The organism is Crossiella sp. SN42, assembly GCF_023897065.1.
Classification (GTDB): Bacteria; Actinomycetota; Actinomycetes; order Mycobacteriales; family Pseudonocardiaceae; genus Crossiella.
The window spans coordinates 19043-43740 of record NZ_JAMHIV010000051.1 but is presented as its reverse complement, the minus strand read 5'-3'; the positions used below and the strand labels follow the sequence as shown (position 1 = coordinate 43740).

Below are 24698 nucleotides of genomic sequence, written 5' to 3'. Positions count from 1 at the left end.
ATGACCGAACACGTGGACGTGGTGGTGGTCGGGACCGGCTTCGGCGGTTCCGTCAGCGCCTACCGACTAGCCGAAGCCGGCAAGTCCGTCGTGGTGCTGGAGCGGGGCCGCAAGTACCCGCCCGGCTCCTTCGCCCGCTCCCCCGCGGAGATGCGGGGCAGCTTCTGGGACCCGGCGCGCAAGCAGTACGGCCTGTTCGACGTGTGGAGCTTCCGCGGCTTCGCCTCGCTGGTCTCGGCCGGGGTCGGCGGCGGCTCGCTGATCTACGCCAACGTGCTCAAGCGCAAGGACGAGCGCTGGTTCGTGCACGAGGAGCCGCTGCCCGGCGGCGGCTACGAGACCTGGCCGATCACCAGGGCCGACCTGGAACCGCACTACGACGCGGTGGAACGGATGCTCACCCCTGCTCCGTATCCACTCGACCACCCGGATTTCTCGGACATGCCGAGGACGAAGGCCATGCGCGAGGCGGCGGCCGCGCTCGGCCTGGAGTTCGAACGTCCGCCGCTGGCAGTCCGGTTCGCGGCTCGGCCAGGGGGCGAGCCGGGAACCGGGCTGCCGATCGAGGAGGAGTGGTACGGCAACCTGCACGGGGAGCAGCGCCGTACCTGCCGGCTGTGCGGTGAGTGCAACATCGGCTGCAACGACGGCGCGAAGAACAGCCTCGACCACACCTACCTGTCCGCGGCGAACGCCTACAAGGCCGACATCCGCGAGCGCAGCGAGGTGCGGGTGATCCGCCCGCTGACCGGTGGCGGCTACGAGGTGGGCTACCGCAGGCACCAGGAGGACGGCCGCACCACCGCAGCCACCATCCGGTGCGACAAGCTGGTGCTGGCCGCCGGCACCTTCGGCACGCTGCACCTGCTGCTGCGCAACCGGCCGCGGCTGCCCAGGCTGAGCAAGGCGCTGGGCACCAGGTTCACCGGCAACGGCGACCTGCTGACCTTCCTGATCAAGGCCAAGGACCGGGACGGGATGCGGGACCTGGAGGCCAACCGGGGACCGGTGATCACCAGCGCGATCCGGGTGCCGGACGCGGTGGAGGGCGAGGGGATCGTCGGGCGCGGGCACTACATCCAGGACGCCGGCTACCCGAGCTTCGTGTCCTGGCTGGTCGAGGCCGCCAACGCGCCGAGCCAGCTGACCAGGATCTTCGGCTTCGCGGCCAAGCGGCTGCTGAACGCGGTGGACCGCTCGCCGAGTGCCTCGCTCTCCCACGACCTGGCCGGGCTGCTCGACGACGGGGTGTTCACCGAGAGCTCGGTGCCGCTGCTGGGCATGGGCCGGGACGTGCCGGACGGGGTGGTCCGGATGCGGGACGGCTGGCTGGACATCGACTGGACGACCGAGTCCAGCCTGGAGTACTTCGGCGGGGTCCGCGCCACCATGCGCGGCATCTCCGAGGTGCTCGGCGGGGAGTACCACGACAACCCGATGTGGCTGACCAAGCGGATCATCTCGGTGCATCCGCTCGGCGGGGCGCCGATGGGGCGGCACCCCGGCGAAGGCCTGTGTGATCCCTATGGCGAGGTGTTCGGCTACCCGGGTCTCTACGTCGCCGACGGCGCGGCGATGCCGGGACCGGTGGGCCCGAACCCCTCGCTGACCATCGCGGCCTGGGCAGACCGTCTCTGTGACCGGCTCCTCGGGGGAGGGGGGCCAGCACACGGAAGCACGGTCGAGCCCATTGACCCGCACCGTTCGGAGGGAGCGGTGCGGGTCCCCGAGGAGGAGCCGGCCGGTCGAGGGGGGCCGGCCGGCTCCGCCGGGCTGTCCTTCACCGAGGAGATGTCCGGGTCGTTCGCATTGGGGGAGAGCGAGCCGAGGCAGGGCGAGCTGGTGGGGCGGCGGGACGAGCGGGGGCTCACCTTCCGCCTCACCATCTCCATCGAGGACATCGACCGGTTCCTGGACGACCCGAGCCACACCGCCACCGCCACCGGCTGGCTGCACTGCGACGACCTGGGCGGCCGGGTCTCGGTGCCGCACGGCCGGTTCCACCTGCTGGTGCCGGGTTCGGCGACGGACACCCGGCACATGTACTACCGGCTGTTCTTCGACGACCTGGCGGGCAACCCGCTGACCCTGACCGGGCGCAAGGACCTGCACGACGACCCCGGCCTGGACCTGTGGTCGGACACCACGACCTTGCAGGCGTGGCTGCACGCCGGGCACGTCTACGAGGACGAGGACCCGGGCCAGGCGATCGGCGCCGGGGTGCTGCACATCGGCTGGCGGGACTTCCTGCGGCAGCTGGGCACGATCCGGGCGACCGGGCCGGACCCGCTGGGCACCATCGAGCGGTTCGGGCGGATGTTCCTCGGCCGGTTGTGGGAGGTCTACGGCCCGCGCGGACCGGAGGACGAGGAGTGAGCGGCGGGCTGGCGCTGGTGCTCTCCGGCGGCGGGGCGCAGGCGGCCTACTTCGGCGCGGGGGTGGCGCAGGGGCTGGCCGAGCTGGGGCGCACGCCGCGGATCTACTCCGGGACCTCGGCGGGCGCGCTGAACATCGGGCTGCTCGCCGGGGGCATGGCGCCGGACGCGCTGGTACGGCTGTGGGCGGAGCTGGGGTCCTCGGACGTGTACCGCTTCCGCGCCGACCTGCACCGGCTGCTGCGGCCCTGGCAGCTGCTGCGGCTGGCCGAGGACCTGGTGGGCAACGCGCTGGGCGCGATCGGCTGGACCTGGCTGCTGGACACCGCCCCGGCCCGCAAGACCCTGGCCAAGGTGCTCGCCGGGAACGAGCTGCTGGTCGACGACGAGGTGGTCGCGGTGGTCTCCGCGGTGGAGCACGCCACCGGGCACGTCACCCGGTTCACCAACGTGCTGCCGCCGGAGCACCGGCGCACCGACCGGTACCGGCGGGTCGAGCTGACCGTGGACCACCTGCTGGCCAGCGCGGCGGCCCCGGTGCTGTTCCCGCCGGTGGAGATCGACGGGGTGGAGTACACCGACGCCGGTCTGGTCGCCAACACCCCGCTCTCCCCCGCGCTGGCCTACGAGCCGGACACGGTGATCGTGGCCGCCTCCTCCCGGCGGCAGCCCACGGACCGGCCGGACTCGCTGGACGAGGCGCTCGGGTTGCTGTTCGCCAACGTGGCGCGTTTCGCGGTGGAGCAGGACTTCCGGCACGCGCAGACGGTGAACAAGCTGGCCGAGGCCGGGGCCACGGACAAGCGTCAGGTGGAGCTGGTGCTGGTGGAGCCGAGCGCGGACTTCAGCATCTCCGGCTTCGTCCGGTTCTCCCCGGACACCGCGCGGGCCGTGGCCGAGCACGGCCGCTCCAGGGTGCTGGAGCTGCTGGGCTGACGCCTCCGCCACACCAGTACCGCCACGACCAGCAGCAACACCCCGAGCAGGCCGAGGCTGACCCAGCTGGACACGGTCGCCACCAGCTCGTAGGAGCGGCCCGCGGCCCAGCCGACGAGCACCCACAGCGCGCCCCACACCGGCGCGACCGGCAGGTTCCACCTGGCGAAGCGGTGGTACGGCAGCCCGGCCATGCCGGCCAGGCGGGGCACCAGGGTGCGCGCGCCGACCACCCACTGGCCGAGCAGCACCGCGCGCTCGCCGAAGTCGCCGACCAGGCCGGTGATCCGCTGCCAGCGGGCCGGACCGATCCGCCGGACCGTCCAGCTGCGCGGCAGGTCGCCCTCGCCGCCGAGGCTGCGACCGCGCCAGTAGGCCAGCTGCGAGCCGGTCAGCGCGGCCGCCCCGGCGGTGATCATGGCCGGGACCAGCGGCACCGTGCCGAGCTGGGTGAGGAAACCGAAGACCAGCAGTGCGCTCGCCCCCGGCAAGACCACGCCGATGACCAGCGCGGCCTCGGCGACCAGCAGCAGCCCGACCGCCAGGCACACCAGCAGCGGCGGGAGCCCGCTGAGCTGCTCCCGCAGCAGCTCGATCATGTCTTGGGGCGCCGGCACACGTAGGTGATGGCAGGCGGCACGTTGCGCCAGACCACCCTGGTGAGCAGCACCTCGTCGAAGACCGATTCCAGCAGGATGCGGAACTTGCGCGCGCCGACCATGCCGAGGGCGTGCACGTAGGCGAAGGTGGTGAACACCCCGGTCTGGCCGATGCCGTCGGCGACGTGGCCGATGATCTGCCGCTGCACCTGCTCCGGGATCAGCACCCAGGGCAGGCCGGAGACGACCGCGTCCACCATGCCGGGTTCGCCGACACCGCGGTCGGCCAGCACCTTGTCCAGGTCGGCGGCGTTGGCGTTGACGACCTCGATCTTGGGGTAGGCGGCCTGCACGTGCGTGGCCAGGTCCTCCTCCAGCTCGATCGCCAGGTAGCGGCCCCGGCCGCCCAGCCGCGACTCGATCGCGCCGCTGACCGCGCCGGTGCCCGCGCCCAACTCCACCACCAGCGGCTCACCCTGGCCGGGCACGACCGAGGCGAGCCGGGCCGCGAGCGCCGGGGAGCTGGGCACGACCGCGCCGATGAGGCTCGGCTGCCGCAGGACCGCGGAGACGAAAACGGCCAGCGAGCTGCGTGGTGGGGGTGCTGATGTCACCGCACCAGACTGCCTTATCGCCGCCTGTGATGTGCACGGGGATGTCCGATCTCAGGGCTTTTTCAGGGCTAGCTTCGATTCATGAACGCTCTCCAGCAGGTGTGGGGCGTGCTCGGCGGGAACCCCGCCGATCTGGCCTCGGTCACCGTGACCAGCCCGGACGAGATCCTCCCTTCGATCTTCAAGGTGACCGAGGCGGCCACCGCGGTGGTGGCGGCGGGCTCCCTGGCCGCGGCCAGGCTGTGGCGGACCCGTGGGGGTCCTGACCCTGAGGTCACCGTGGACGGCCGGGCCGCCGCGGTCGCCCTGCGCAGCGAGCGCTACCTCCGGATCGACGGCGTCGCGCCGCCGGTCTGGGGTCCGCTGTCCGGGGACTACCCGACCGCGGACGGCTGGGTGCGGCTGCACGGCAACTACCCCGCGCACCACCGGGCGGTGCTGACCGCGCTGGCGGTGCCGGAGTCCGAGGTGGCCGCCACGCTGCGCACCGCCTCGGCGGTGGCGGTGGAGGAGGCGGTGCTGGCCGCCGGTGGCGCGGCCGCCGCCCAGCGCACCCGCAGCGACTGGCTCGGCACGCCGCAGGCCCGCGCGCTGGCCAAGCTGCCGCTGATCGAGCTGACCTGCCGCTACGACACCCCGCGCCGCCCGCTGGGCCAGGCGGACCGGCCGCTGGCCGGGGTGCGGGTGCTCGACCTGACCAGGGTGATCGCCGGACCGGTGGCTGGCCGGACACTGGCCGGGCACGGCGCGGACGTGCTCCGGGTGGGCGCGGACCACCTGGAGCTGGTCGAGCCGCTGGTGGTGGACACCGGCTTCGGCAAGCACTTCTGCCACCTGGACCTGCGCGATCCGGCGGCCAGGGACACCCTGCGCGAGCTGGTCCGCCAGGCCGACGTGCTCATCCAGGCGTTCCGGCCGGGCGCGCTGGCCCAGCTCGGGCTTGGCCCTGACGACTGCGCCGCGGTCAACCCCGGCCTGGTGACGGTGTCGGTCAGCGCCTACGGCCAGGCGGGCCCGTGGTCGGGGCGGCGCGGCTTCGACAGCCTGGTGCAGGTGGCCACCGGCATCGCGCACGAGACGGCCACCGCGGCCGAGGCCGACCATCCGGTGCCGCTGCCCGCCCAGATCCTGGACCACGCCACCGGTCACCTGGCCGCGCTGGCCGCGGTGGAGGGCCTGCGCCGCCGGTCCCAGCACGGCGGGTCCTGGCACGCCGAGGTGTCGCTGGCCCGCACCGCGGCCTGGCTGGACGGGCTCGGCCGCCACGACGGGCTGGCGCTGCCGGAGCCGAGGGTCGAGGACCTGCTGACTGAGACGGACACCCCGTTCGGCCGGGTCCGGCACGCGCGCCCGGCGGGCACGATCGCGGGTCAGGCGCCGTACTGGGCCAACCCGCCGCACCGGCCGGGCGCGGATCCCGCGGCGTTCCGCTGAGACCTGCTCAGTCGGCCAGCAGCCGCTCCACTGGCCGCTCGGCCACCTCCCCGGCCGGCCGGGACAGGTAGAGGTCGGTGTGGAAGTAGCCGGTGGACTCCTTGTCCCGCACCGGGATTCCCGCGGAGGTCAGGGCGTGCACGGTGGCCCTGGCCTCCTCGGCGGAGGCGAAGCGGCGCTGCCGGAAGGTCCGGCTGGAGAGCTTCTCGGTGACCAGTCCGTGCCTGCCGAGCACCTCGGCGATGGCCCGGTAGGACACCCCGCGCAGCACGAAGGCGGCCACCCACGGCGGTCGGCGCACGCAGTCGAGCAGCCGCCGGAAGGTCAGGTGGGTGATGTAGCCGACCCCGCCGGTGACCGTGACCATGTTCGTCTCCGCCACGGCTTCGCGCAGTCCCGCGCTGGGCTCGGCGTGCTCCAGGTCCTCGCCGAAGCCCACGTCCAGCATCCCGGCCCGCTGCGCGTAGGCGACCGCGCGGGCCGAGCGGTCGATGCCCACCGTGCGCGGGGCCTTCGGGCGCCGGCGGCTGCGGAAGAAGGTGTGGTCCCTGGCCGCGAGGTCCTGGGCCGAGGAGGAGTCCACCTCGGCGTAGCGCACGTACAGGTCGTTGAGCACCAGGTCATGGCGCAGCAGGGCGGTGTTGACCCCGTACGAGCAGCAGAGATCGGTCACCGTGGCGCCGGTGGCCGGCTTGGGGCAGAACTCCAGCAGCCTGCGGAAGACCTGCTGGGCGTGGTGCGGGATCTGGTACTCCAGGGGGCGCAGCGTGCCGAAGTAGGCGCGCGGGTCGTGCTGTTCGTAGATGTGGTCGAAACTGGCTTTTCCGGCCAGGAGATGTCCGCTCGACTCGGCCTCACGGGCTACCACTCGGGCTCCTTCGGATGACCTCGGTTGGTACGGTCTCCTCTCGGAAACTAGTGGTTCCGCTACCTGCAGAACCGGCCGTGATTAGGCGAAACGTCACGTTTGGCCGGGGCGCGGTTCGGGCAGCCAACGCAGGGCGAGCCACAGTTCGGCGCGGGTGTCCGCGTCCTGCGGATCGCAGTCCAGCAGCCGGGCCGCGGTCGCCACGCGGTGCCGCACGGTGTTGCGGTGCACGCCGAGGACCTGGGCCGCGGTCTCCCAGTTGCCCCCGGCGGCCAGCCAGGCCCGCAGCGTCTCGGCCAGCGGAGCCGGGTGTCCGGCCAGCGGCGCGAGCCGGGACCGTGCGAACTCCGCCGCGTCCGCCGCCGGCACCAGCCCGTCCAGTCCGCCGCGCGGCGGCTCGGCCAGCGAACGGCCCTGCGCGACCGCGTGCCGCAGCAGCCGTGCCATCCGGCGGGCCGCGCCCGGCACCTCGGCCCAGCCCACCGGCGCGCTGACCGCGACCAGCCAGCGCGGGTCCTCGGCCAGCGCGCACCGCTCGGCCGCCGGGACCAGCGCGCGCACCCCGCCATCCTCGGCGAATCCGGCCAGCGGGGTGCCCAGCCGGGCGGCGACCTCGGCCCGGTCGACCTCCCCGGTAGTCCCGGCCCGCCGCGCCCGCACCACCTGCCACTGCCCGCCGGGCGCCACCCCCGCCGCGGCGGCCACGTGCGTCTCCACCTCGGCGGCCGCGCCGTCGAGCACCAGCGCGAGCAGCGCCGCCACCGGCTCCCCCACCGGCGCGGGCAGCCGGTCCGCGCCGCTGAGCACGGTCAGCAGCGCCACGCCGACCTCCAGGATCGCCCGGTCCGCGGTGCCGAACCCGGGCTCCCGGCCCGCGAGCAGCACCCGCCCGGTCCGCCCCAGCGCCTGCGCCACCACCTGCCCGCCGGCGCGGTGCGCGGTCGCCGAGGACGGCCCGCCCGGCGCGAGCAGCCGCGCCGCCAGCTCCTCCACCTCCTCCGCCCGCGCGGGCACCGCTCCCCCGCTGCTCAACCGGCGCCGCCCATCCGCCAGCACGGCCCACCCGCCCAGTGCCGCGGACAGCTGCCGGACCACCGCCGACACCCCGTCCGGCCGGGCCGCCGACCTGGTCAGCGCGGCCTGCGCGACCGAGATCCGGTGCTGGCCCGCCCGTTCCTGCGCGGCCAGCATCAGCGAGACCACCTGGCTGATCACCAGGAACGAGGTGCGCTGCGGCACCAGCAGCAGCGGCAGCCCGTGCCGACGGCAGGCGGTGACCAGCTCCGGCGGCACCTCGTCGTGGACCGGGGTCACCCCGAAGCCCAGCGCCGCCGCCCCGGCCGCGACCAGCCGCCGGACGTAGCGGTGCGTCTCGGCCTTGGTGTCGGGGAAGTCGACGCCCGCGGTCAGCAGCAGCTCGCCGCCGGTGAGGTAGTGCCCTGGGTCACGCAGCTCGCAGATGTGCACCCACCGGATCGTGCGGTCCTCCGCAGGCCCGCTCAGCTGGGTCAGCCCGAGGTCGGCACGGGCGAGCAGCTCGTGCAGCCCGATGGTCACCGTGGCCATGCCGCACTCCTCGCACCGGTGGACGAATCGTCCTGGACAGTGTTGTCAGTTGTGCGAATCATCCACTTCGCAGCGGTCCGGCGGGTCCCTACGGTCCTACCAACTCGGTTCCACTCGCGGCGAAGGAGGACCGGTGACGATCGACTCGGCGGTGATGATCACCTACCTGGTGGCCATGGTGGTCATCGGCTGGTGGGCGGCCCGGCGGGCCAGGGACAAGAGCGAGTTCCTGGTCGCGGGCAGGCGCCTGGGCTACGTCATGTACTCCGGCACCATGTCCGCGGTCGTGCTCGGCGGCGCGTCCACCGTCGGCGGGATCGGGCTGGGCTACCAGTACGGGCTGTCCGGGGCGTGGATGGTGCTGACCATCGGGCTCGGTGTGCTCGGCCTGAGCCTGGTCTTCGCCGCGCGGATCACCCGGCTCAAGGTCTACACGGTCAGCGAGATGCTGGACCTGCGCTACGGCGGCCGGGCCGCACCGGTCTCCGGCGTGGTCATGTGGGCCTACTCGCTGATGCTGATGGCCACCTCCACCATCGCCTGCGCCACCATCTTCGGCGTGCTGTTCGGGATGTCGCACATCCCGTCGGTGCTGCTCGGCGGCGGCATCGTGGTGCTGTACTCGGTGCTCGGCGGCATGTGGTCGATCACCGCCACCGACATCGTGCAGTTCGTGGTGAAGAGCGTCGGCATCCTGCTGGTGCTGCTGCCCGCGGCGATCATCAAGGCGGGCGGGTTCAGCGCGATGGCGGCGCAGTTGGAGCCGCGGTTCTTCTCGCTGTGGTCCATCGGCGGCGAGAACATCTTCAAGTACGTGCTGCTGTACTTCTTCGGCCTGCTCATCGGCCAGGACATCTGGCAGCGGGTGTTCACCGCGCGGGATGACAAGGTGGCCCGGATCGGCGGCGCGTTCTCCGGCGCCTACTGCCTGGTCTACGCCTTCGCCGGCGCCCTCATCGGCACCGCGACCAAGGCCCTGTACCCGGCCCTGGAGGCCCGCGACCGGGCGTTCGCCACCATCGTCACCGAGGCGCTGCCGGTCGGCCTCAAGGGCCTGGTGCTGGCGGCCGCGCTGGCCGCGGTCATGTCCACCGCCAGCGGCGCCCTCATCGCCTGCGCCACGGTCGCCGGCAACGACCTGTGGCCCCGCCTGCGCCGCAACCCCGGCGCGGGCGACGACCTGCGCACCACACGTCTTTTCACCCTGGTCCTCGGCGTGCTCGGAGTGGCCATCGCCTGCCTGGTCTCCGACGTGGTCACCGCCCTGGACGTCGCCTACAACCTCCTGGTCGGCGGCCTCCTGGTACCGATCCTCGGCGGCCTGCTCTGGCGCCGCGCCACCCGGGCCGGCGCCCTCACCGCGATGACCCTCGGCGGCGGCACGGTGATCGCCTGCATGGCCTACTTCGGCCTGTCCGCCCAGGAACCGATCTACCTGGGCCTGCTCGTCGGCCTGGTCAGCTACGTGACGGTCAGCCTGCTCACCCGCCCCGAGGACCCGGCCCGACTGGCCACCTGGGAACGCCGCCTGGCAGGCAAGGCCGACCCCGCCGAACCGATGGCGACCCGATGACCACGCCCACCCAACCCGACCCGGCCACCACTCCCGCCCCGGCCAGCTCCGCGCGTACGCCCGGCCCGCCCGGCACGGCTGACCAGCCCGACGCGTCTGGTCTCCCCGGCATCCGCGGGCCGGTCGACGCGTCCCGGGTCCCCCGTTTCGCGGGCTGGCCCACCTTCGCCCGCCTGCCCCGCCGCGACGAGGTCGACCGTTGCGACATCGCCGTGCTCGGCTTCCCCTTCGACGCCGGCACCTCCTACCGCCCCGGCGCCCGCTTCGGCCCGGCCGCGATCCGCGAGGGCAGCCGCCTGCTCCGCCCCTACCACCCCGGCCTGGCCATCTCCCCGTTCGCCACGGTCCAGGTCGCCGACTGCGGTGACGTCGCGGCCAACCCGTTCGACATCCCCGAGGCCCTGGCCCAGATGACCGAGGCCACCACCGCCCTGGTGGCCACCGGCGCCACCCCGATCGCCCTCGGCGGCGACCACACCATCGCGCTGCCCATGCTGCGCGCGGTCGCCGGCAGGCACGGACCGGTGGCGCTGCTGCACTTCGACGCGCACCTGGACACCTGGGACACCTACTTCGGCGCCGCGCACACCCACGGCACGGTGTTCCGCCGCGCCGCCGAGGAGGGCCTGCTCGACACCTCCCGGCTCACCCACGTCGGCATCCGCGGCCCGCTCTACGGCCCCGGCGACCTGGCCGCGGACGAGGCGCTCGGCTTCCTGGCGATCACCTCGATGGACCTGGCCGAGACCAGCGCCCGCGAGATCGCCGCCCGGATCGCCACCCGCGTCGGCGACGCCCCGCTCTACATCTCGGTGGACATCGACGTGCTCGACCCCGCGCACGCCCCCGGCACCGGCACCCCCGAAGCGGGCGGCCTGACCAGCCGGGAACTGCTCGGCATCCTGCGCGGCCTGGCGGGCTGCCGGATCGTCGGCGCGGACGTGGTGGAGGTCAGCCCGGCCTACGACCACGCCGAGCTGACCGCGATCGCCGCCGCGCACACCGCCTACGAACTGATCGGCCTCATCGCGGCGCGCCGCCGAATGGACAAGGAGAAGCACCGGTGATCACTCGGGTCAGCAGCAAGGTCGCCTCGTTCACCGAGTCGGTGATCCGGGAGATGACCCGGTTGGCCACCGCGCACGACGCGGTCAACCTGTCCCAGGGCCTGCCCGACTTCGCCTGCCCGCCGGAGCTGAAGCAGGCGGTCAAGGACGCGGTGGACGCCGACCTGAACCAGTACCCGATCACCTTCGGCGAGTCCGCGCTGCGCGAGGCCATCGCCGCCAAGACCGGGTGGGCCTACCCGGGCTGGCAGGTCGACCCGGAGACCGAGATCTGCGTGACCTGCGGCGCCACCGAGGCCATGGTCGCCACCATGCTCGCCCTGGTCGAACCCGGCGACGAGGTGATCATGTTCGAGCCGCACTACGAGAACTACGGCCCGGACGCGGTGCTCGCCGGCGCCACCCCCCGGTTCGTCCCGCTGCACCGCCCGGACTGGTCCATCGACGAGGCCGAGCTGCGCGCTGTGTTTTCCGAGCGCACCAGGGCGATCGTGGTCAACACCCCGCACAACCCGACCGGCAAGGTGTTCAGCCGCGCCGAGCTGGACCTGATCGCCGAGCTGTGCCAGCGCTACGACGTCCTGTGCATCACCGACGAGATCTACGAGCACATCCACTTCCTCGGCGCCGGCGGCCACATCCCACCGGCCACCGTGCCGGGCCTGAGCGACCGCACGATCACCATCAACAGCGTGTCCAAGACCTACGCGGTGACCGGCTGGCGGGTCGGCTGGACCATCGCCCCGGACTGGGCGACCAAGGCGATCCGCACCGTGCACGACTTCCTCACCGTCGGCGCGCCCACCCCGCTGCAAGCCGCCTCGGTCACCGCGCTGGGCCTGCCGCCGGAGTACTACACCGGCCTGGCCGTGCACTACCGCGAGCTGCGGGACCTGCTCTGCCCCGCGCTCGCCGAGATCGGCTTCCGGCTGCACTCGCCCGACGGCGCCTACTACGTGCTCTGCGGCACCGAGGACCTCGACCCCGGCGGCCACGACGTCGAGTTCGCCCGCCGCCTGATCACCGACCTGGGCGTCGCGGTGGTCCCCGGCTCCTCCTTCTACGCCAACCCCGAGGAGGGCCGGAAGCTGGTCCGCTTCGCCTTCCCCAAGCGTCCCGACACCCTGCACACCGCCATCGACCGCCTCCGTGCCCTGCACCGCATCCCAGCCAACACCTAGCTCCTGAACTGGGCAAACGCGGCGGGTCTCCACTCGGGGACCCGCCGTTTCGCTGTCCGAGGACAAGTCATGCTTGCATCTCCGACCGTTCGCGATATATCGTGAACGCATCGACGACACGATAAGCGTGTCGCGACTGTTCAAGGAGTGATCACATGACTGCCCACGCAGCAGCTTTCGGCCCCTGGTTCAGCGGCCCGCGCATGCGGACCCCGTGGACCCGGGTGGCCATGCACAACGACACCGGCGAAGTTCCCGGCGAGCCCGGCGAAGGCCGAGGTGAGCGCCGCGGCGAGCGGGGCCGCCGCGGCGGCGGCCCACACGAGCGCGGCCACGGCCGAGGCCGGGGCGGCCACCGCCACTTCTGGGGCTGGACCCCGGAGCGCGGTCCGGCCGGCCCACGCCACGGCGGCCCGTTCCCGCCCATGCCCCCCGGCTTCGGCGGCCCCGGCAGCGGCTGGCAGCGCCCCAAGGTCGGCCGCGGCGACGTCCGGGCCGCGGTGCTGCTCGTCCTGGTCGACGGCCCGACCCACGGCTACCAGCTCATCGCCGACATCACCGAACGCAGTGACGGCTACTGGCGTCCCAGCCCCGGCTCGATCTACCCCGTGCTCAAGCAGCTCGCGGAAGAGGGCCTGGTCGTCTCCGAGAAGGAAGGCGGCCGCCAGATGGTCGAACTGACCGAGGCAGGCCGCACCTACGTCGCGGAGAACGAGGCCGAGCTCGCCGTGGTCTGGGACACCGTCAGCGGTGGCGTGGACACCGCGGTCGTCGAGCTCCAGGAGCTACTCGGCCAGGTCCACCAGGCCGCCCTCCAGGTCGCCGCCGCCGGCACCCCGGAGCAGGCCGCCCGAGCCCGCCAGCTCCTCGCCGAGGTCCGCCGCAACCTCTACCGCATCCTCGCGGAAGAGGACGACCAGCAGTGACCGGCCCGGCAGGGGCGTGACGCGAAGTCCCGTCACGCCCCACACCGCGCCGACACCGCGACCCACCCCGGTCGCCCCCGGCCGACCGCAGTACGTGTTGCGGCGCGATCACCCACCCCGCAACGTCCGCGGAACCCGGCAGCGCCGCAACATCCAGCTGGCCCTGCAATGTCCGGCTAGCCCCGCAACATCCAGCTGGTCCCGCAGCGTCCGGCCGACCCCGCAACATCCAGCTGACCCCGCAATGTCCGGCCGGCCCGCAACATCCAGCTGGCCCCGCGGCCTCCAGCGATACCCGCGCCATCCGGCGGGCACCCGGCCGCGGGCACCCTCGCCCTCGCGGCCCCGGGTCCCGGTGTCCGGCCAGCGGAACGCGCGTCGCGGATCGCGGCGCTTGGTCAGCAAGCCGCAGCGAGCCGGGCCAGCTGGTCCACGCTGAGCTCCAGTTCCGCCGCCACCAGTGACTCCTCCAGCTGCGCCACCGAGCTGACGCCCAGCACCGGCACCATCACCGGGTTGCCGTGCAACAGCCACGCCAGCACCACCTGGTTCACCGTGGCGTCCAGCTCGGCGGCCACCTCTTGCAGGACGGCGATCTTGCGCTTGGTACCGGGGTGGTCGTAGTGCTCGTGCAGCGGACGGTCCGGCCGGGTGTAGGCCCCGAACAACAGGGTCGTGTACGCGGTCAGCACCAGGTCTTCCTCGGTGCGCACGTAGTCCAGCAGCTCATCACTGGCCTGAACGTGGCCGGTCTCGGGCAGCTTGATGTCTGGCCGCGGCCGGAGGTAGCTGTGCCGGAACTGCAGAACCCCGTACGGCGCAAGACCATCCCGCTTCGCCAGTTCACGCGCGCGGTCGATCCGCCAGGTCGGGTGGTTGCTGCACCCCGGCACCCGCACCTTGCCCTGCGCCACGGCCTCGCCGAACGCGCCGACCGTCTCGGCCAGCGACACCGAGCGGTCCTCGATGTGCGCGTAGTACACGTCCAGGTGATCAGTGCCCAGCCGCCGCAGACTGTTGTCCAGCTGGGTGCTGATCACCTTGGCGGACAAGCCTTCCGCGTTGTCCGGGAACTGTCCGGCCTTGTCCGGATCCGGCAGCGCGCCCACCTTGGACGCCAGCACCACCTCGGACCGGTTGCCCCTGGTGCGCAGCCAGTCGCCGAGCAGGTTCTCGCTTTCGTCGCCCTTTCCGTCCTCGGTCCAGAACACGTAGTTGTTCGCGGTGTCGATGAAGTTCCCGCCCGCCTCGACGAACCGGTCGAGGATGGCGAAGGAGGTGTCCCGGTCCACTGAGGACCCGAACGGCAGCGCGCCGAGGCACAACACACTGGCCCGCTGGCCACCGGCGCCGCCGAGGGTGATCTGTCGCATGCGCCGAGCCTGTCGGCTGGAGCGCGCTCCAGGTCAAGCCTTGTGCGGCACCAACTTCTCCAGCACCGCCACCGCGGCCTCCGCACCGCGCTCGGCGTTCACCAGCCGACCGAGCCGTTCGGCCCGCCGGGCCATGCCCGGATCGGTGACGGCGAGGTGGATCGCCTCGGCCAGTGCCCGCGTGGTCAGCACCCGCTGTGGGATCGGCGGCGGCGCCACCCCGAGGTGGTGCATCCGCCGCGCCCACTGCGGCTGGTCCGCCACGACCGGGCAGCCGACCTGCGGCCGCCCGGCGGCCACGGCCGCCGCGCTGGTGCCGCCACCGCCGTGGTGCACCACCGCGGACACCCGGGGGAACAGCCAGTCGAACGGCACGTGGTCGACCAGCATGACCTCCGGGGGCAGCTCGTCCAGCTGCATCCCGCCCCACCCGGACACCAGCACCGCGCGCACGCCTGCCAGCCGCACCGCGTCCAGCACGGTGCGCGCCAGGCGCCGAGGGTCGCCGCCGACCGTGCTGCCGAAGGTCACGCACACCGGCGGTGCACCGGCGTGCATGAACTCCGCCAGCGCGGGCGGCGGTGTCCAGTCCGTGGCCGCGGGCAGGAACCAGTAGCCCGTGGTGTGCACGGATTCCGGCCAGTCCGGCGCGGGCGGGAACACGTGCGGGCTGAACGCGTTCAGCACCGTCGTGGGCCGCCCGTCGGGCTGACGCAGCGGGTCGTGCTGTCCCCGGCGCCGGGGCAGGCCGAGCACCTGCTCCCGCCACCGGTCGGTCGGCTTGGACAACAGTCGTCCGGACAGCCCGAGCAGTGTGTAGGTGAACCGGTTGAACGCCGGCGGCAACCAGTCCGGCACCGAGATCAGCGAACAGGGGAACGCGTCCGTCGGCACGTAGGCGGTCTGCGGCGAGGCCAGCACCGACGGAACCCGAAGCTTTTCCGCGATGTGCTGTCCGGCCGTGATCGGGTGGTGCACCACCAGGTCGGGCCCGAACGCCGCGGCCGTCCAGCTGTCCTCGAGCACAGCGGTCGCCGCGTCCTTGCCGCGCCGGAGGGCATCAAGCCAGGCCACACCAGCTTGCACCGCATCGCCTTCTCGCGAGGCCCGAAGCTCCGCGCTGTCAGCGAGCTCCACCAGGGCATCACTGATCGGCGAAAAAGGCAAATCGTGCTCGGCGACGTAGGACTCGAACCGCGCGGGCGCGGCCAGCACCGCCTTGTGTCCGGCCTGCTCAAGCGCCTTGCCGAGCGCGACGAAAGGCTGGATGTCCCCCAGCGAGCCGTAGGCCAGAAGCAGCACGTTCATCGTCGTTGCCCCGTTGCGGATCGTCGTTCCCTCAGTGTGTGGAACACAATCGGTTGCCACCGCCGATCCGGTACCCCCCAAAGTAGGAGTCCGGACCAAGTTCACGTACTCGAAACCACCCAGCGTCACTGATTTCGCCGCCATTTCCGCACGACACGGGCGGCGGTATCCCACGGTCGTGGGGTCTGGCTACGTTTGCCCAAGAAGTGGTCGGATCCTCCCCTTCGGAGGCGCTACTGTGCATGGCGAGGACGTCCCCTGGTGGCCAGGCCTGTTCCGTCCTCTGCTGCATCGCGTGGCTCCTGACGCCGACCAGCTTCAGGTGACCCGAGAGCTCCGGGTCTGGTTCGCGTTGTGCAACTCCCCCGCCGTGCCGCCGAACCGGCGGCGGGCCGAGCGCACAGCCCGGTACTGCCCCACGTGTGTGCGGTCCACGCCCAAGTTCCGCTATGTCAACCAGAATCAGGAGGCCCCTACACCCGTACATCCACCCGGCCACCGACCCCAGCCCGGCAACTCCCCGCCCGGCGACCCCCGCTACGGCGATCCTCAGCACGGCAAGCCGCAGCACGACAACCCTCAGCCCGGCCGTCCCCACCGAGGCCCGCACCCGCAGTCGAGTCGATTCCTTTCAGGCCAACCTCGACGCGGCAGGCCCGGCCCCAGCTGACCCAGCCCGCTCCGGCCAGGCGCGGCACCGCATCCGGACTCCATCGAGCCAGTCCGGGCGCAGCCGCGCCGGAGAACCGCACCGCTGGTTCAGCAGGCCCCGCCAAAACACTGACCTCGGGCCAGCAGCAGACCGCTGGCCCCCGGATCGCCGACCCGCTGGACTGTCCGAGCCAGTCCGGTCCCCGGCGCATCCGGCGCCGCGACCTCAGTCGGGCGGAACTGGGCGAAACGAGGGTTGTCACCACGCCGGACGGGGCGGGCATGCCAAGCCGGCCAAGCCGATCACCGCCGCACTCCGACGATCTCGGCACCCTGACGATCCAGGCACTGAGCCGGGCCAGGACGGCCCAGCCGCCAGACCGCCCGGGGTGGGCCAACCCGGGGCAGTCCGATCGAGCCTCCGCGAGCCGGAGCGAGGTCGGGACCGCACCGGTTCGGTCCACCGCCGTCGCCGGGTCGCTCGCAGCGGCCACGGGAGGGATCCATCCCGTGCCGCCTGAGCGGCCCAGCACCGGCGGACGCGGCAGTGATCCGGCGCGGCCGGCCCGGCATCGCCCGAGCCAGGCCGGTGCGGCGCTGACCCCCGGAGCGCGAGGTCCTCGCTCCGTTCCGGGGGTCAGACCGCGGCCCTGGCCTCGCGGGGACGACGGCGCTGGGACAGGTCCGTGATGCCCGGCGGCTGGTAGAAGCTGTCGTCGGCGTTCAGGACGGTGCCGGGGGGAACGAGTTCGTCGATGCGGTCCAGCACCTCGTCCTCGAGCACGACATCCTTGCCCGCCAACAGGTCCGCGAGCTGTTCAGGAGTGCGCGGTCCGATGATCGCCGAGGTCACCGCCGGGTGGGCGAGCACGAACGCCACCGCGAGGTGGGCCAGTGAGTGGCCCGTCTCCTCGGCGAGCTTGAGCAGCTGCCCGATCACGGCGTACTTCCGCGCGTTGGCGGGGTTCGCCGGGTCGAACATCTGCTGCTGCACCGGGTGCGCGCCTTCGGGCAGCTGGTAGCCGGGCCGGTAGCGGCCGGTGAGCCAGCCGCGGTTGAGCGGCCCCCAGGTCAGCACACCCATGCCGTAGCGAGCGCAGGTCGGCAGGACGGAGGTTTCGGCCGCACGGTTGAAAATCGAATAGGGCGGTTGCTCGGTGCGCACGCGGACATGGCCGCGCCGTTCCGACTCCCACTGCATCTCCACGATGAGCTCGGCCGGGAACGTCGAGGTGCCTACCGCGCGGACCTTGCCGGAGCGCACCAGATCCGACAGCGCGCCCAGGGTCTCGTCCAGGGCGGTGTCCTCATCGGGCCGGTGCAGCTGATAGAGGTCCAGGTGGTCTGTGCCGAGCCTGCGGAGGCTGTCCTCCACGGCGCGGACCAGCCAGCGCCGGGAGCCACCGCGCCGGTTGGGGTTCTCGCCCATCGGCAGGTGCGCCTTGGTGGCCAGGACGACGTCGTCGCGACGGCCCTTGAGGGCCTTGCCGACGATCTCCTCGGACTCGCCGTTGGAGTAGACGTCAGCGGTGTCGATGAAGTTGATGCCCGCGTCCAGGGCGGTGTGGATCATGTGTACCGACTCGTCGTGGTCGGCGTTGCCCATGGCGCCGAACATCATCGCGCCGAGGCAGTAGGGGCTGACTTTGATTCCGGTGCCGCCGAGGGTGCGCAGCTGCATGTCGTTTATCCCTCAGTTCGTGGTGGGAAGACGGATCTGCTCGATCCGAGACATCACCGTATCGGGTTACTGTATATATGCAACACCCATGTTGCGAGTTTAGGTGGAGGCGCGACTGCTGGGTATCGTCTGCCCATGTCCTTGGAGCGGCCGCTACGCGCGGATGCGGAACGCACCCATCAGGCGATCCTGCGCGTGGCCGACCACATGCTGAGTGTGGATCCGACGACGACGTTGCAGCAGATCGCCGATGCCGCAGGCGTGGCCCGCACGACCGTGCACCGCCGGTTCGCCACCAGAGAGGCCCTGGTCGCGGCGATGATTGACGCCATCATGACCCAGGTCGAGGACGCGATCAACGCCGCCCGCACGGATACCGCGCCGCCGTTGGTGGCGCTGCACCAGTTGACCGCGAACCTGGTGACGGTGAAGAGCGTGTGGCGGTTCACGCCGAGCAAGCAGGCACTGGCCGAGTCCACCGCCAGCGCCACGGAGGTGCGCGTCCGACAGAAGTCGCAGGCGCTGTTCGACCGGGTCCTCGCGGCCGGGCTGGTGGACGAGTCGGTCAGCCGGGACTGGCTGGGCCGGGTTTACCACGCCCTGTTGCTCGAGGCGGTACACGAGCACGTCGAACAGCGCACTGACGTCGACGTGCTCGCCGACCGGGTTGTCACCACGCTGTTCCACGGCTTGGGCCCCCGAGGTTGAACCGTTGGGCACGGCGGCCTGGTGGCCGCCGTGCCCACCCCCAGTTCCCCCCGCCGTCAACACTCTCGCAGCACCCGCCGGGATCCCTCCCGCCGCGAGGTGAGCGCACTCCCCCGCCGGAGTGAGCCGCGCGATCACCCGAGGCTGCGGCACCGCCGGGTGCTCGCCGCCGCGGCCACCGTGTCCAGCAGGCAGTGCAGTCCCACGGCGGTGGTGAAGTCCGGGTCCTGTGGCGTTCCGGTCCGGACCGCCCGCAGGAGTTCGGCGTACAGGCGAGCGACTCCCTGGGCAGGGCCTGCCGGAACCGCGGCCACGCCGCTCCGGTAGCTCTCCGGGACCGGGACCGCCTCCAGCGATGGGGCCGCCCCGAGCAGGGCCGCGCCGGACGTGGCGAGACCGGACGTGACGGCACCAGGCGTGGTGCCATCGGATGTCACGGCACCGGGCGTGACGGCGCCCGCCGAAGTGCCGCCGCCGGTGCGGCGGGCCAGCAGCACGGTGGACTCCTGCTCGCCGATCCGGCTCGGGGACACCAGGACCAGAGCACCGCGGCGGCCTTGGACCTCCATCCGGAAGCCGGTGCCGCCGGGCGCGCCGGCCTGCAGGTGGGCCGAGATCGCCACCCCTGACTCGAGGAGTCCTTGCACCAGGACCTGGTCCGGGGCGGGCACGCCGGGGCAGCGGGTGGTGAGGGTCGCGGACAGTTCGGCGGGCTCGCCCAGGCAGAACCGGAGGACGTCCAGGGCCTGACCGCCGTCGCCGGTGAGCAGCGGTTCGTCCACTGTGGACTCCGATGGACTCGCGGGGGCGGCGCTCAGGGTCACGCCGAGCACCTCGCCGATCTCGCCGTGGGCCAGCAGGTCACGGGCGAAGCGTGCGCCGGGGTCGGCGCGGCCGCGCAGGCCGACTACCTGGTGCCCGCCGGATCGGACGGCCAGGTCGCGCAGTTCGGCCGCGGCGCGGACGTTGGTGGACAGCGGCCATTCACAGAACACGTGTTTGCCCGCGGACAGGGCGGTGCGCACGAGCTCGTCATGGCCGGGGACCGGGCCCGCGATGGTGACCACGTCCACCTGGCGGTGGGTGGCCAGCTCGGTCGGGTCGGCGCAGACCAGGTGCGCGCCCCACTGAGCCGCCACGTCGTCGGCCGGATGGCCCGGGTCGGCGACCGCGAACAGTTCGACTCCGTGCAGTCCTCGCAGCGCGGGGAAGTGCGCGCGGGCAGCCCAGCCCCGCGCCAGTCCGTCGCCGATCACCCCGACTCGCAATGCCCTACTCATGGGTGCAGCATGCAACCTCCACTAAGCTGGAGGTCAATCCCCGAAGGCTCGGGCGGGCGGCACCGGGGCGACCATGGGCGCGGTGTCGGTGATGGGTTCGGCGCCCGCGCACAGCTTGGTCAGGTCCGCGCCGGAGACGCAACGGGCCGGGAACGCCGCCGAGTGCACCTTGCTGGTGATCTCCGGCACCGGAAGCTCGGTTTTGGAGCCGACCAGCACCAGGTTGCCGAACCGGCGTCCGCGCAGCACCGCAGGTTCGGCGACCAGCAGGACCTGAGGAAAGACCAGGCTCAGGGTGGCCACGACACGGCGGGCGAACTTCAGGCCGGGGCCGTCGGTGACGTTGACGATCACCGTGCCGTCCGGACGGAGCACCCTGGCGATGTCGCCGATGAACTCCCGGGTGGCCAGGCCGCCGGGCATGGAGGCGCGCTGGAAGGCGTCCAGCACAACAAGATCCGCCGACTCGTCACGCCGGGTGGTCACGCCCTCCCTGCCGTCGCACACCCGGACCCGCAGGGCGGGGACGTCGCGCAGCCGGAGGTGTTCGCGGACCAGGTCGATGAGTTCGCCGTCGGCGTCGAAGACCAGTTGGCGCGAACCGGGGCGGGTGGCGGCGAGGTAGCGCGGGACAGTGCAGGCGCCGCCACCGATGTGCAGTGCGTCCAGGGGCGCTTCGGGCTGGCCCAGGCAGTCGATGACGTCGCCGATGCGGCGGATGTAGTCGAACTCCAGGTGGGTGGGGTCGTCGAGGTCCACATAGGACTGGGCGACGCCGTCCACGCTCAGCAGCCAGCCGTTGGGCCAGTCCAGGTCGGCGAGCAGCTCGGCCATGCCGAACCGCACCGGGTACTGGCCGGGCACCGGTCCGCGCACAGCGCCCCGCTGCCCCTTTGGTTCCCGCCCCCGCCGCATCCAGCCCCGTCCCGATTCCCGCCCGGCCAACCCCGCAACCCTAACCCCGAGCGGGGAGAGGGCGGCGGGGCAGGGCCGAGCGGGCCGCGAGGAGAAGGGCAGGCCCAGCGGCGGGACCGGCGGAACGGGCGGGGATGGACTGATCGGGCGGGATTGAGCGGAACTGGACGGGGACGCCGCGGGACGGAACGGGGCGACCAGCGGTGAGGCGGGCGGCCAGTGGGCGGGACGGGACGGGCGGGGCGCGCGGGACCGGCCAGCGAGACGGCGGGGCGCGCGGGTGGGCTAGGTGGCGTTCGGGAACGTCGCGGTGAAGCTGGTGTTGTCGGCCGCGCCCTGGATCTTGAGCGTCGGCCTCGCGTGGAAGGGGTTCCAGCGCAGGCGGAACTCAATGGTCTTGCCGTGGTGGGTGACGGCGAGGGTGGCGGTCGCTTCCTCGTGCGGTGCGGGGATGGTGATCGTGCCGGTGACGCCCGCGTCCGTGACGTGCTGGACGTTGTCCAGGCGGATCTGGGGGTTCTCGAAGTGGATCGTGCCGCCGCGGACGCCGGGGAGCTGCTTGCGGTTGGCCTGGTAGGCGGTGTTCGGGTTGCGGCGGGCCAGGGCGTCGTTGGCGGTGCTCAACGCCACGGCCAGGGCTGTGCGGTGTTCGCGGGACAGGGCTGGGGCGTGTGGCAGGGACAGGTTGTCCGTGGTGCGGGGGAAGTGGGCTTGGGCCTGGTAGTTCTCGGCGGTGCAGGGCGGGGTGGGTTTGGCCGGGTTGGTGAGGAAGGTGCGGACGGTGTGGGCGGCGCAGGGGCTGTAGCCGTAGTTGGTGATGCTGGGGACGTGCTGGCCGAAGGGGACGATCAGGGCGCGGCCGCGGGGGACTGAGGCGGCCAGGGTGCGGGCCGCTTGGTCGGCGCCCAGGTCGAGTTGGCCGCCGATGGCGAGCAGGGGGACGTCGGGCAGCGTGGCGCCGGGCGGGATCAGCGGAGTGGGGCGCGGGGTTGGCCAGTGGGCGCACCAGTCCTCGGTCCAGCCGAAGGCGCCCATGACCTCGGCGGCGGTCACCGGGCGTTCGGGGTTGGCCTGGCGGTAGCGGGCCAGTTCCTGGCGGCGGACCTCCGGGGTGGCGGTGCGGGAGAACGGGTAGGCGCTGTCCGCGCACCAGAACGCGAAGAACGGAGCGGTGAACGGCGAGCCCCTGGGCGGCAGGGTGGGGCCGGTGGCGGCGAGGCGGTGCAGTGGGGCCGGGTCATCGGCGAGGTAGGCGGCGATGGCGGCGTTGATCTCGCGGCCGACCGAGGGTTCGCCGGGTTTGGAGATGATGTCGTTGAGGGCGAACAGGGGCAGCTTGGGGTCGGGGTGGGCGCGCAGGCGGGTCATCAGGTCCGACCAGCGGCTCGCGGGGGTGCCGGGCAGGGCGCGGCAGGCCGGGGAGGGCGCGCAGATCGCGGTGAGCTGGGTGGCGGTGACCCGCAGGCGCTCGTTGAAGGTGTCGCCGACGGCGTAGCCCTCGGCGTTCACCGGCATGGTGCTGTCGGCGATGATCGCCTTGGTGCGCAGGGGAAAGCGGACCGCGTAGGCGGTGACGTCGCGGGTGCCGTAGGAGGTGCCGTACAGGGTCAGCGCCGGGATGCCCAGGGCGGCGCGGACGGCTTCGACGTCGGTGACGCGTTGGTCGGTGGTGAAGAACTGGAGCCGGGGGCCGATGCCGTTGGTGCAGTCGGCGATGGTCTGGGGTGCGGTCAGGTCCAGGTCGGGGCAGGCGAACGGGGCGGCGCGGCCGAAGCCCCGGCGTTCCACGGCCAGCAGGTTGAACCGGGCGGACTCGGCGCCCAGGGCTCGGCGGTGGCCTTCGATGGCGCCGCCGAGAGACGAGGCCGGGCCGCCGCCGAGGGCGAGCACGGTGCCCTCGGCGGGGCGGGACTGGTCGGTGCGGGGGTGGAAGGTGAACGGGATGGGGATGCGTTCGCCGGTGGGGTCGGACCAGTTCAGGGGGAGGTCGAGGGTGCCGTCGCACTGTTGGGTCGCGGTGGCGCAGGGGTGGGTGGGGGTTGGGGTGGGTGGAGCGGCGGCAGAGGTGGAGGTGGTGGCAGCGGCAGAGGTGGAGGCCGCGACAGCCGCGAAGGTGGCAGCGGAGAAGAGGGCTGCGGCGGCGGAGCGGGAGGTAGCAGCGGTGACGGCGGCGGAGGTGGCAGCGTAGGTTGCGGCGGCAGCGGGGGTGGCTGTGGCGGCAGCGGGGGTGGCGGTGGCTGTGGTGGGGATGGTTAGGGCGAGCAGGGTTGCCGTGGTGATGGTGCGGAAGTGGTTGGGGCGCATGTGAACCTTCCCTTGGTGTGGGGTGAAAGCTAGTCACGCCAAGGGGTTCGGGGCGTCAACCCGTGGTGCCAGGTCTGGGGTGGCACCTGGGTTGCAGTCAGGGCCAGGAGTTGAGGGTGGGCAGTGGGGTGCCGTCGGCGGCGGTGACCGGGGTGGGTGGGACTCGGCCGGCCAGCCAGGCGGCGACGGCGGTGGGGGTGCCTTCGAGGGTGACCGGGTGGGGCAGGCGGGGGTGCAGGTAGGTGGTCAGGTAGGCGGTGAACTCCGGGGTCCACTCGGTTGGGGTGTAGGCCAGGGCCAGGTCGGTGGTGTGGATTTCCGCTTCGCGCCACCAGGCGAGGGCGGTGTCGAGCAGGGTGCCGTCGCGGTAGGTGACCGGGCGGGTCCAGTCGGCGGGGGTGGCCTTGTCCCAGGTGGCGTCCAGGGTGTTCAGGGCGGTGTGCAGGGTGGCGCGCAGGGTTTTGGGGGGCTGGGTGGCGCCTTGTTCGATGGCGGCGTCGCGGGCTGGGCGGCCGCCGTCGTAGACCTCGATCTGGTTCCCGGCGTAGGCGAATTCCGCCTGGCGGGTGAACGCGGCGGCGAGGTTGGCCAGGTGGGTGAGGACGTGGGCTCGGGTCCAGCCGGGGAGGGCCGAGGGGGCGTTGGTGTCGAAGGGGGTGTCGAGCAGGGCGCGGAGGCGGTTGTTGGCGGCGCGCAGGGCTTGGGCGAGGGCTGGGGGCATCGTCATGCGGGGCTCCTAATGGGTTTTTGGTAGTTAACCATTAGGGTGGGGTGGTGGACCCGGTTTTGGCGTTGGTGAGCACCGTTCGGCATGACGGGCGGGGTGGGGTGGCCGACGATCTTGGGGATCTTGACCGGTGCAGGCGGTGGTTGGCGGATCCGGCGGTGACGGAGCCGGGGCGGCTGGCGCTGGTGGGGTTGCGGCAGGCGGTGCGGTCGTTGTTCGCGGTGGTGGTGGCGCCGGAGCCGCCGAGTGCGGCGGATGCGGACCGGTTGCCCGCGGTGGCGGAGGCGGTGCGGCTGGTCAACTCCGCGGTGTTGCCGGAGCGGGTTTCGCTGGCATGGGCAGATGAGCCGGTGGTGCGCAGGGAAGCGTTGGGGGGCAACGGGATTGAGCTGGTGCTGGATGGGTTCGCGCGGGCGGCGATCACGTTCCTGGCCTCGCCGGCGCGGCTGGAGTTGCGGGCCTGCCGGGGGCCCCGGTGTGTGAAGTACTACGTCCGCGCGCATCCCCGGCAGGGGTGGTGCTCGCCCGCGTGCGGCAACCGGGCCAGGGTCAGCAGGCACTACCACCGGCACGTGGACTGAGGGTGGGCGTGTCACCAGCGGCGGCGGTGCG

At 72.6% G+C, this 24698-nt stretch carries 19 protein-coding genes and 1 pseudogene; 9 read left to right on the top strand and 11 right to left on the bottom strand.

Features of this window, described 5'->3' with window-relative positions:
- Nucleotides 1-2376, top strand: coding sequence for an FAD-dependent oxidoreductase (locus M8C13_RS40880; protein WP_252486207.1), 2376 nt, complete (start codon nt 1-3; stop codon nt 2374-2376).
- On the top strand, nt 2373-3311 hold the full coding sequence (locus M8C13_RS45690; RefSeq protein WP_252486206.1) for a patatin-like phospholipase family protein: 939 nt from the start codon (nt 2373-2375) through the stop codon (nt 3309-3311). The genes M8C13_RS40880 and M8C13_RS45690 overlap by 4 nt, the downstream gene beginning before the upstream one ends.
- Nucleotides 3312-3430: 119 nt before the next feature.
- Here M8C13_RS45690 and M8C13_RS44920 read toward each other — a convergent pair.
- Together M8C13_RS44920 and M8C13_RS40865 are read right to left on the bottom strand one after the other, a co-directional pair.
- Nucleotides 3431-3910: pseudogene (locus tag M8C13_RS44920) on the bottom strand (DedA family protein); the annotation flags it as partial.
- Nucleotides 3907-4524, bottom strand: a complete 618-nt coding sequence (locus tag M8C13_RS40865; protein ID WP_252486205.1) for a class I SAM-dependent methyltransferase — start codon at nt 4522-4524, stop codon at nt 3907-3909. The gene M8C13_RS40865 and the pseudogene M8C13_RS44920, both read right to left, overlap by 4 nt.
- Before the next feature lie 81 nt (nt 4525-4605).
- On the opposite strand from M8C13_RS40865, the gene M8C13_RS40860 reads away from it, so the two are divergent.
- Nucleotides 4606-5958: a CoA transferase gene (locus M8C13_RS40860; RefSeq protein WP_252486204.1), complete on the top strand. Its 1353-nt coding sequence runs from the start codon at nt 4606-4608 to the stop codon at nt 5956-5958.
- A 7-nt stretch (nt 5959-5965) separates the two neighbouring features.
- On the opposite strand, the gene M8C13_RS40855 is transcribed toward M8C13_RS40860, so the two are convergent.
- Nucleotides 5966-6826 (bottom strand): class I SAM-dependent methyltransferase, encoded by an 861-nt coding sequence (locus M8C13_RS40855; protein ID WP_252486203.1) that lies wholly within the window; start codon nt 6824-6826, stop codon nt 5966-5968.
- A gap of 93 nt (nt 6827-6919) precedes the next feature.
- Complete coding sequence (locus M8C13_RS40850) at nt 6920-8392, bottom strand: PucR family transcriptional regulator (protein ID WP_252486202.1); 1473 nt, start codon at nt 8390-8392, stop codon at nt 6920-6922.
- Nucleotides 8393-8525: 133 nt separating this feature from the next.
- Here M8C13_RS40850 and M8C13_RS40845 point away from each other — a divergent pair, with 133 nt between their 5' ends.
- The 4 genes from M8C13_RS40845 (at nt 8526) to M8C13_RS40830 (ending at nt 13139) form a co-directional block, all read left to right on the top strand.
- Nucleotides 8526-9965 (top strand): sodium:solute symporter, encoded by a 1440-nt coding sequence (locus M8C13_RS40845; RefSeq protein ID WP_252486201.1) that lies wholly within the window; start codon nt 8526-8528, stop codon nt 9963-9965.
- Nucleotides 9962-11032: an agmatinase gene (speB, locus tag M8C13_RS40840; RefSeq protein WP_252486200.1), complete on the top strand. Its 1071-nt coding sequence runs from the start codon at nt 9962-9964 to the stop codon at nt 11030-11032. The genes M8C13_RS40845 and speB overlap by 4 nt, the downstream gene beginning before the upstream one ends.
- Nucleotides 11029-12213 (top strand): pyridoxal phosphate-dependent aminotransferase, encoded by a 1185-nt coding sequence (locus tag M8C13_RS40835; RefSeq protein WP_252486199.1) that lies wholly within the window; start codon nt 11029-11031, stop codon nt 12211-12213. Before speB ends, M8C13_RS40835 begins: the two co-directional genes overlap by 4 nt.
- Nucleotides 12214-12368: 155 nt before the next feature.
- Nucleotides 12369-13139, top strand: coding sequence for a PadR family transcriptional regulator (locus M8C13_RS40830; protein ID WP_252486198.1), 771 nt, complete (start codon nt 12369-12371; stop codon nt 13137-13139).
- 398 nt (nt 13140-13537) lie between these two features.
- Here the strand turns inward: M8C13_RS40830 and M8C13_RS40825 are convergent, their stop codons facing one another.
- The 3 genes from M8C13_RS40825 to M8C13_RS40815 form a co-directional block, all read right to left on the bottom strand.
- On the bottom strand, nt 13538-14512 hold the full coding sequence (locus tag M8C13_RS40825; protein ID WP_252486197.1) for an aldo/keto reductase: 975 nt from the start codon (nt 14510-14512) through the stop codon (nt 13538-13540).
- Nucleotides 14513-14545: 33 nt separating this feature from the next.
- Complete coding sequence (locus M8C13_RS40820) at nt 14546-15820, bottom strand: glycosyltransferase (protein ID WP_252486196.1); 1275 nt, start codon at nt 15818-15820, stop codon at nt 14546-14548.
- A 1288-nt stretch (nt 15821-17108) separates the two neighbouring features.
- Nucleotides 17109-18152, bottom strand: coding sequence for an aldo/keto reductase (locus M8C13_RS40815; protein ID WP_252486195.1), 1044 nt, complete (start codon nt 18150-18152; stop codon nt 17109-17111).
- A gap of 135 nt (nt 18153-18287) precedes the next feature.
- Between M8C13_RS40815 and M8C13_RS40810 the strand changes: the two genes are divergently transcribed.
- Complete coding sequence (locus M8C13_RS40810; RefSeq protein ID WP_252486194.1) at nt 18288-18860, top strand: TetR/AcrR family transcriptional regulator; 573 nt, start codon at nt 18288-18290, stop codon at nt 18858-18860.
- Nucleotides 18861-18994: 134 nt separating this feature from the next.
- Here the strand turns inward: M8C13_RS40810 and M8C13_RS40805 are convergent, their stop codons facing one another.
- From M8C13_RS40805 to M8C13_RS40790, 4 genes are all read right to left on the bottom strand, one after another.
- The gene (locus M8C13_RS40805) at nt 18995-20140 is read right to left on the bottom strand and encodes a Gfo/Idh/MocA family protein (RefSeq protein WP_252486193.1); all 1146 of its coding nucleotides are present in this window, start codon (nt 20138-20140) and stop codon (nt 18995-18997) included.
- Nucleotides 20141-20173: 33 nt separating this feature from the next.
- The gene (locus tag M8C13_RS40800) at nt 20174-21055 is read right to left on the bottom strand and encodes a fused MFS/spermidine synthase (RefSeq protein ID WP_256510567.1); all 882 of its coding nucleotides are present in this window, start codon (nt 21053-21055) and stop codon (nt 20174-20176) included.
- A 285-nt stretch (nt 21056-21340) separates the two neighbouring features.
- Entirely contained in the window at nt 21341-23359 is a 2019-nt protein-coding gene (locus tag M8C13_RS40795; protein WP_256510566.1) for an alpha/beta fold hydrolase, read from the bottom strand.
- 97 nt (nt 23360-23456) lie between these two features.
- Nucleotides 23457-24086: a maleylpyruvate isomerase family mycothiol-dependent enzyme gene (locus M8C13_RS40790; protein WP_252486191.1), complete on the bottom strand. Its 630-nt coding sequence runs from the start codon at nt 24084-24086 to the stop codon at nt 23457-23459.
- Nucleotides 24087-24130: 44 nt separating this feature from the next.
- Here M8C13_RS40790 and M8C13_RS40785 point away from each other — a divergent pair, with 44 nt between their 5' ends.
- The gene (locus tag M8C13_RS40785; RefSeq protein ID WP_308202916.1) at nt 24131-24667 is read left to right on the top strand and encodes a CGNR zinc finger domain-containing protein; all 537 of its coding nucleotides are present in this window, start codon (nt 24131-24133) and stop codon (nt 24665-24667) included.
- Nucleotides 24668-24698 lie beyond the last annotated feature (31 nt).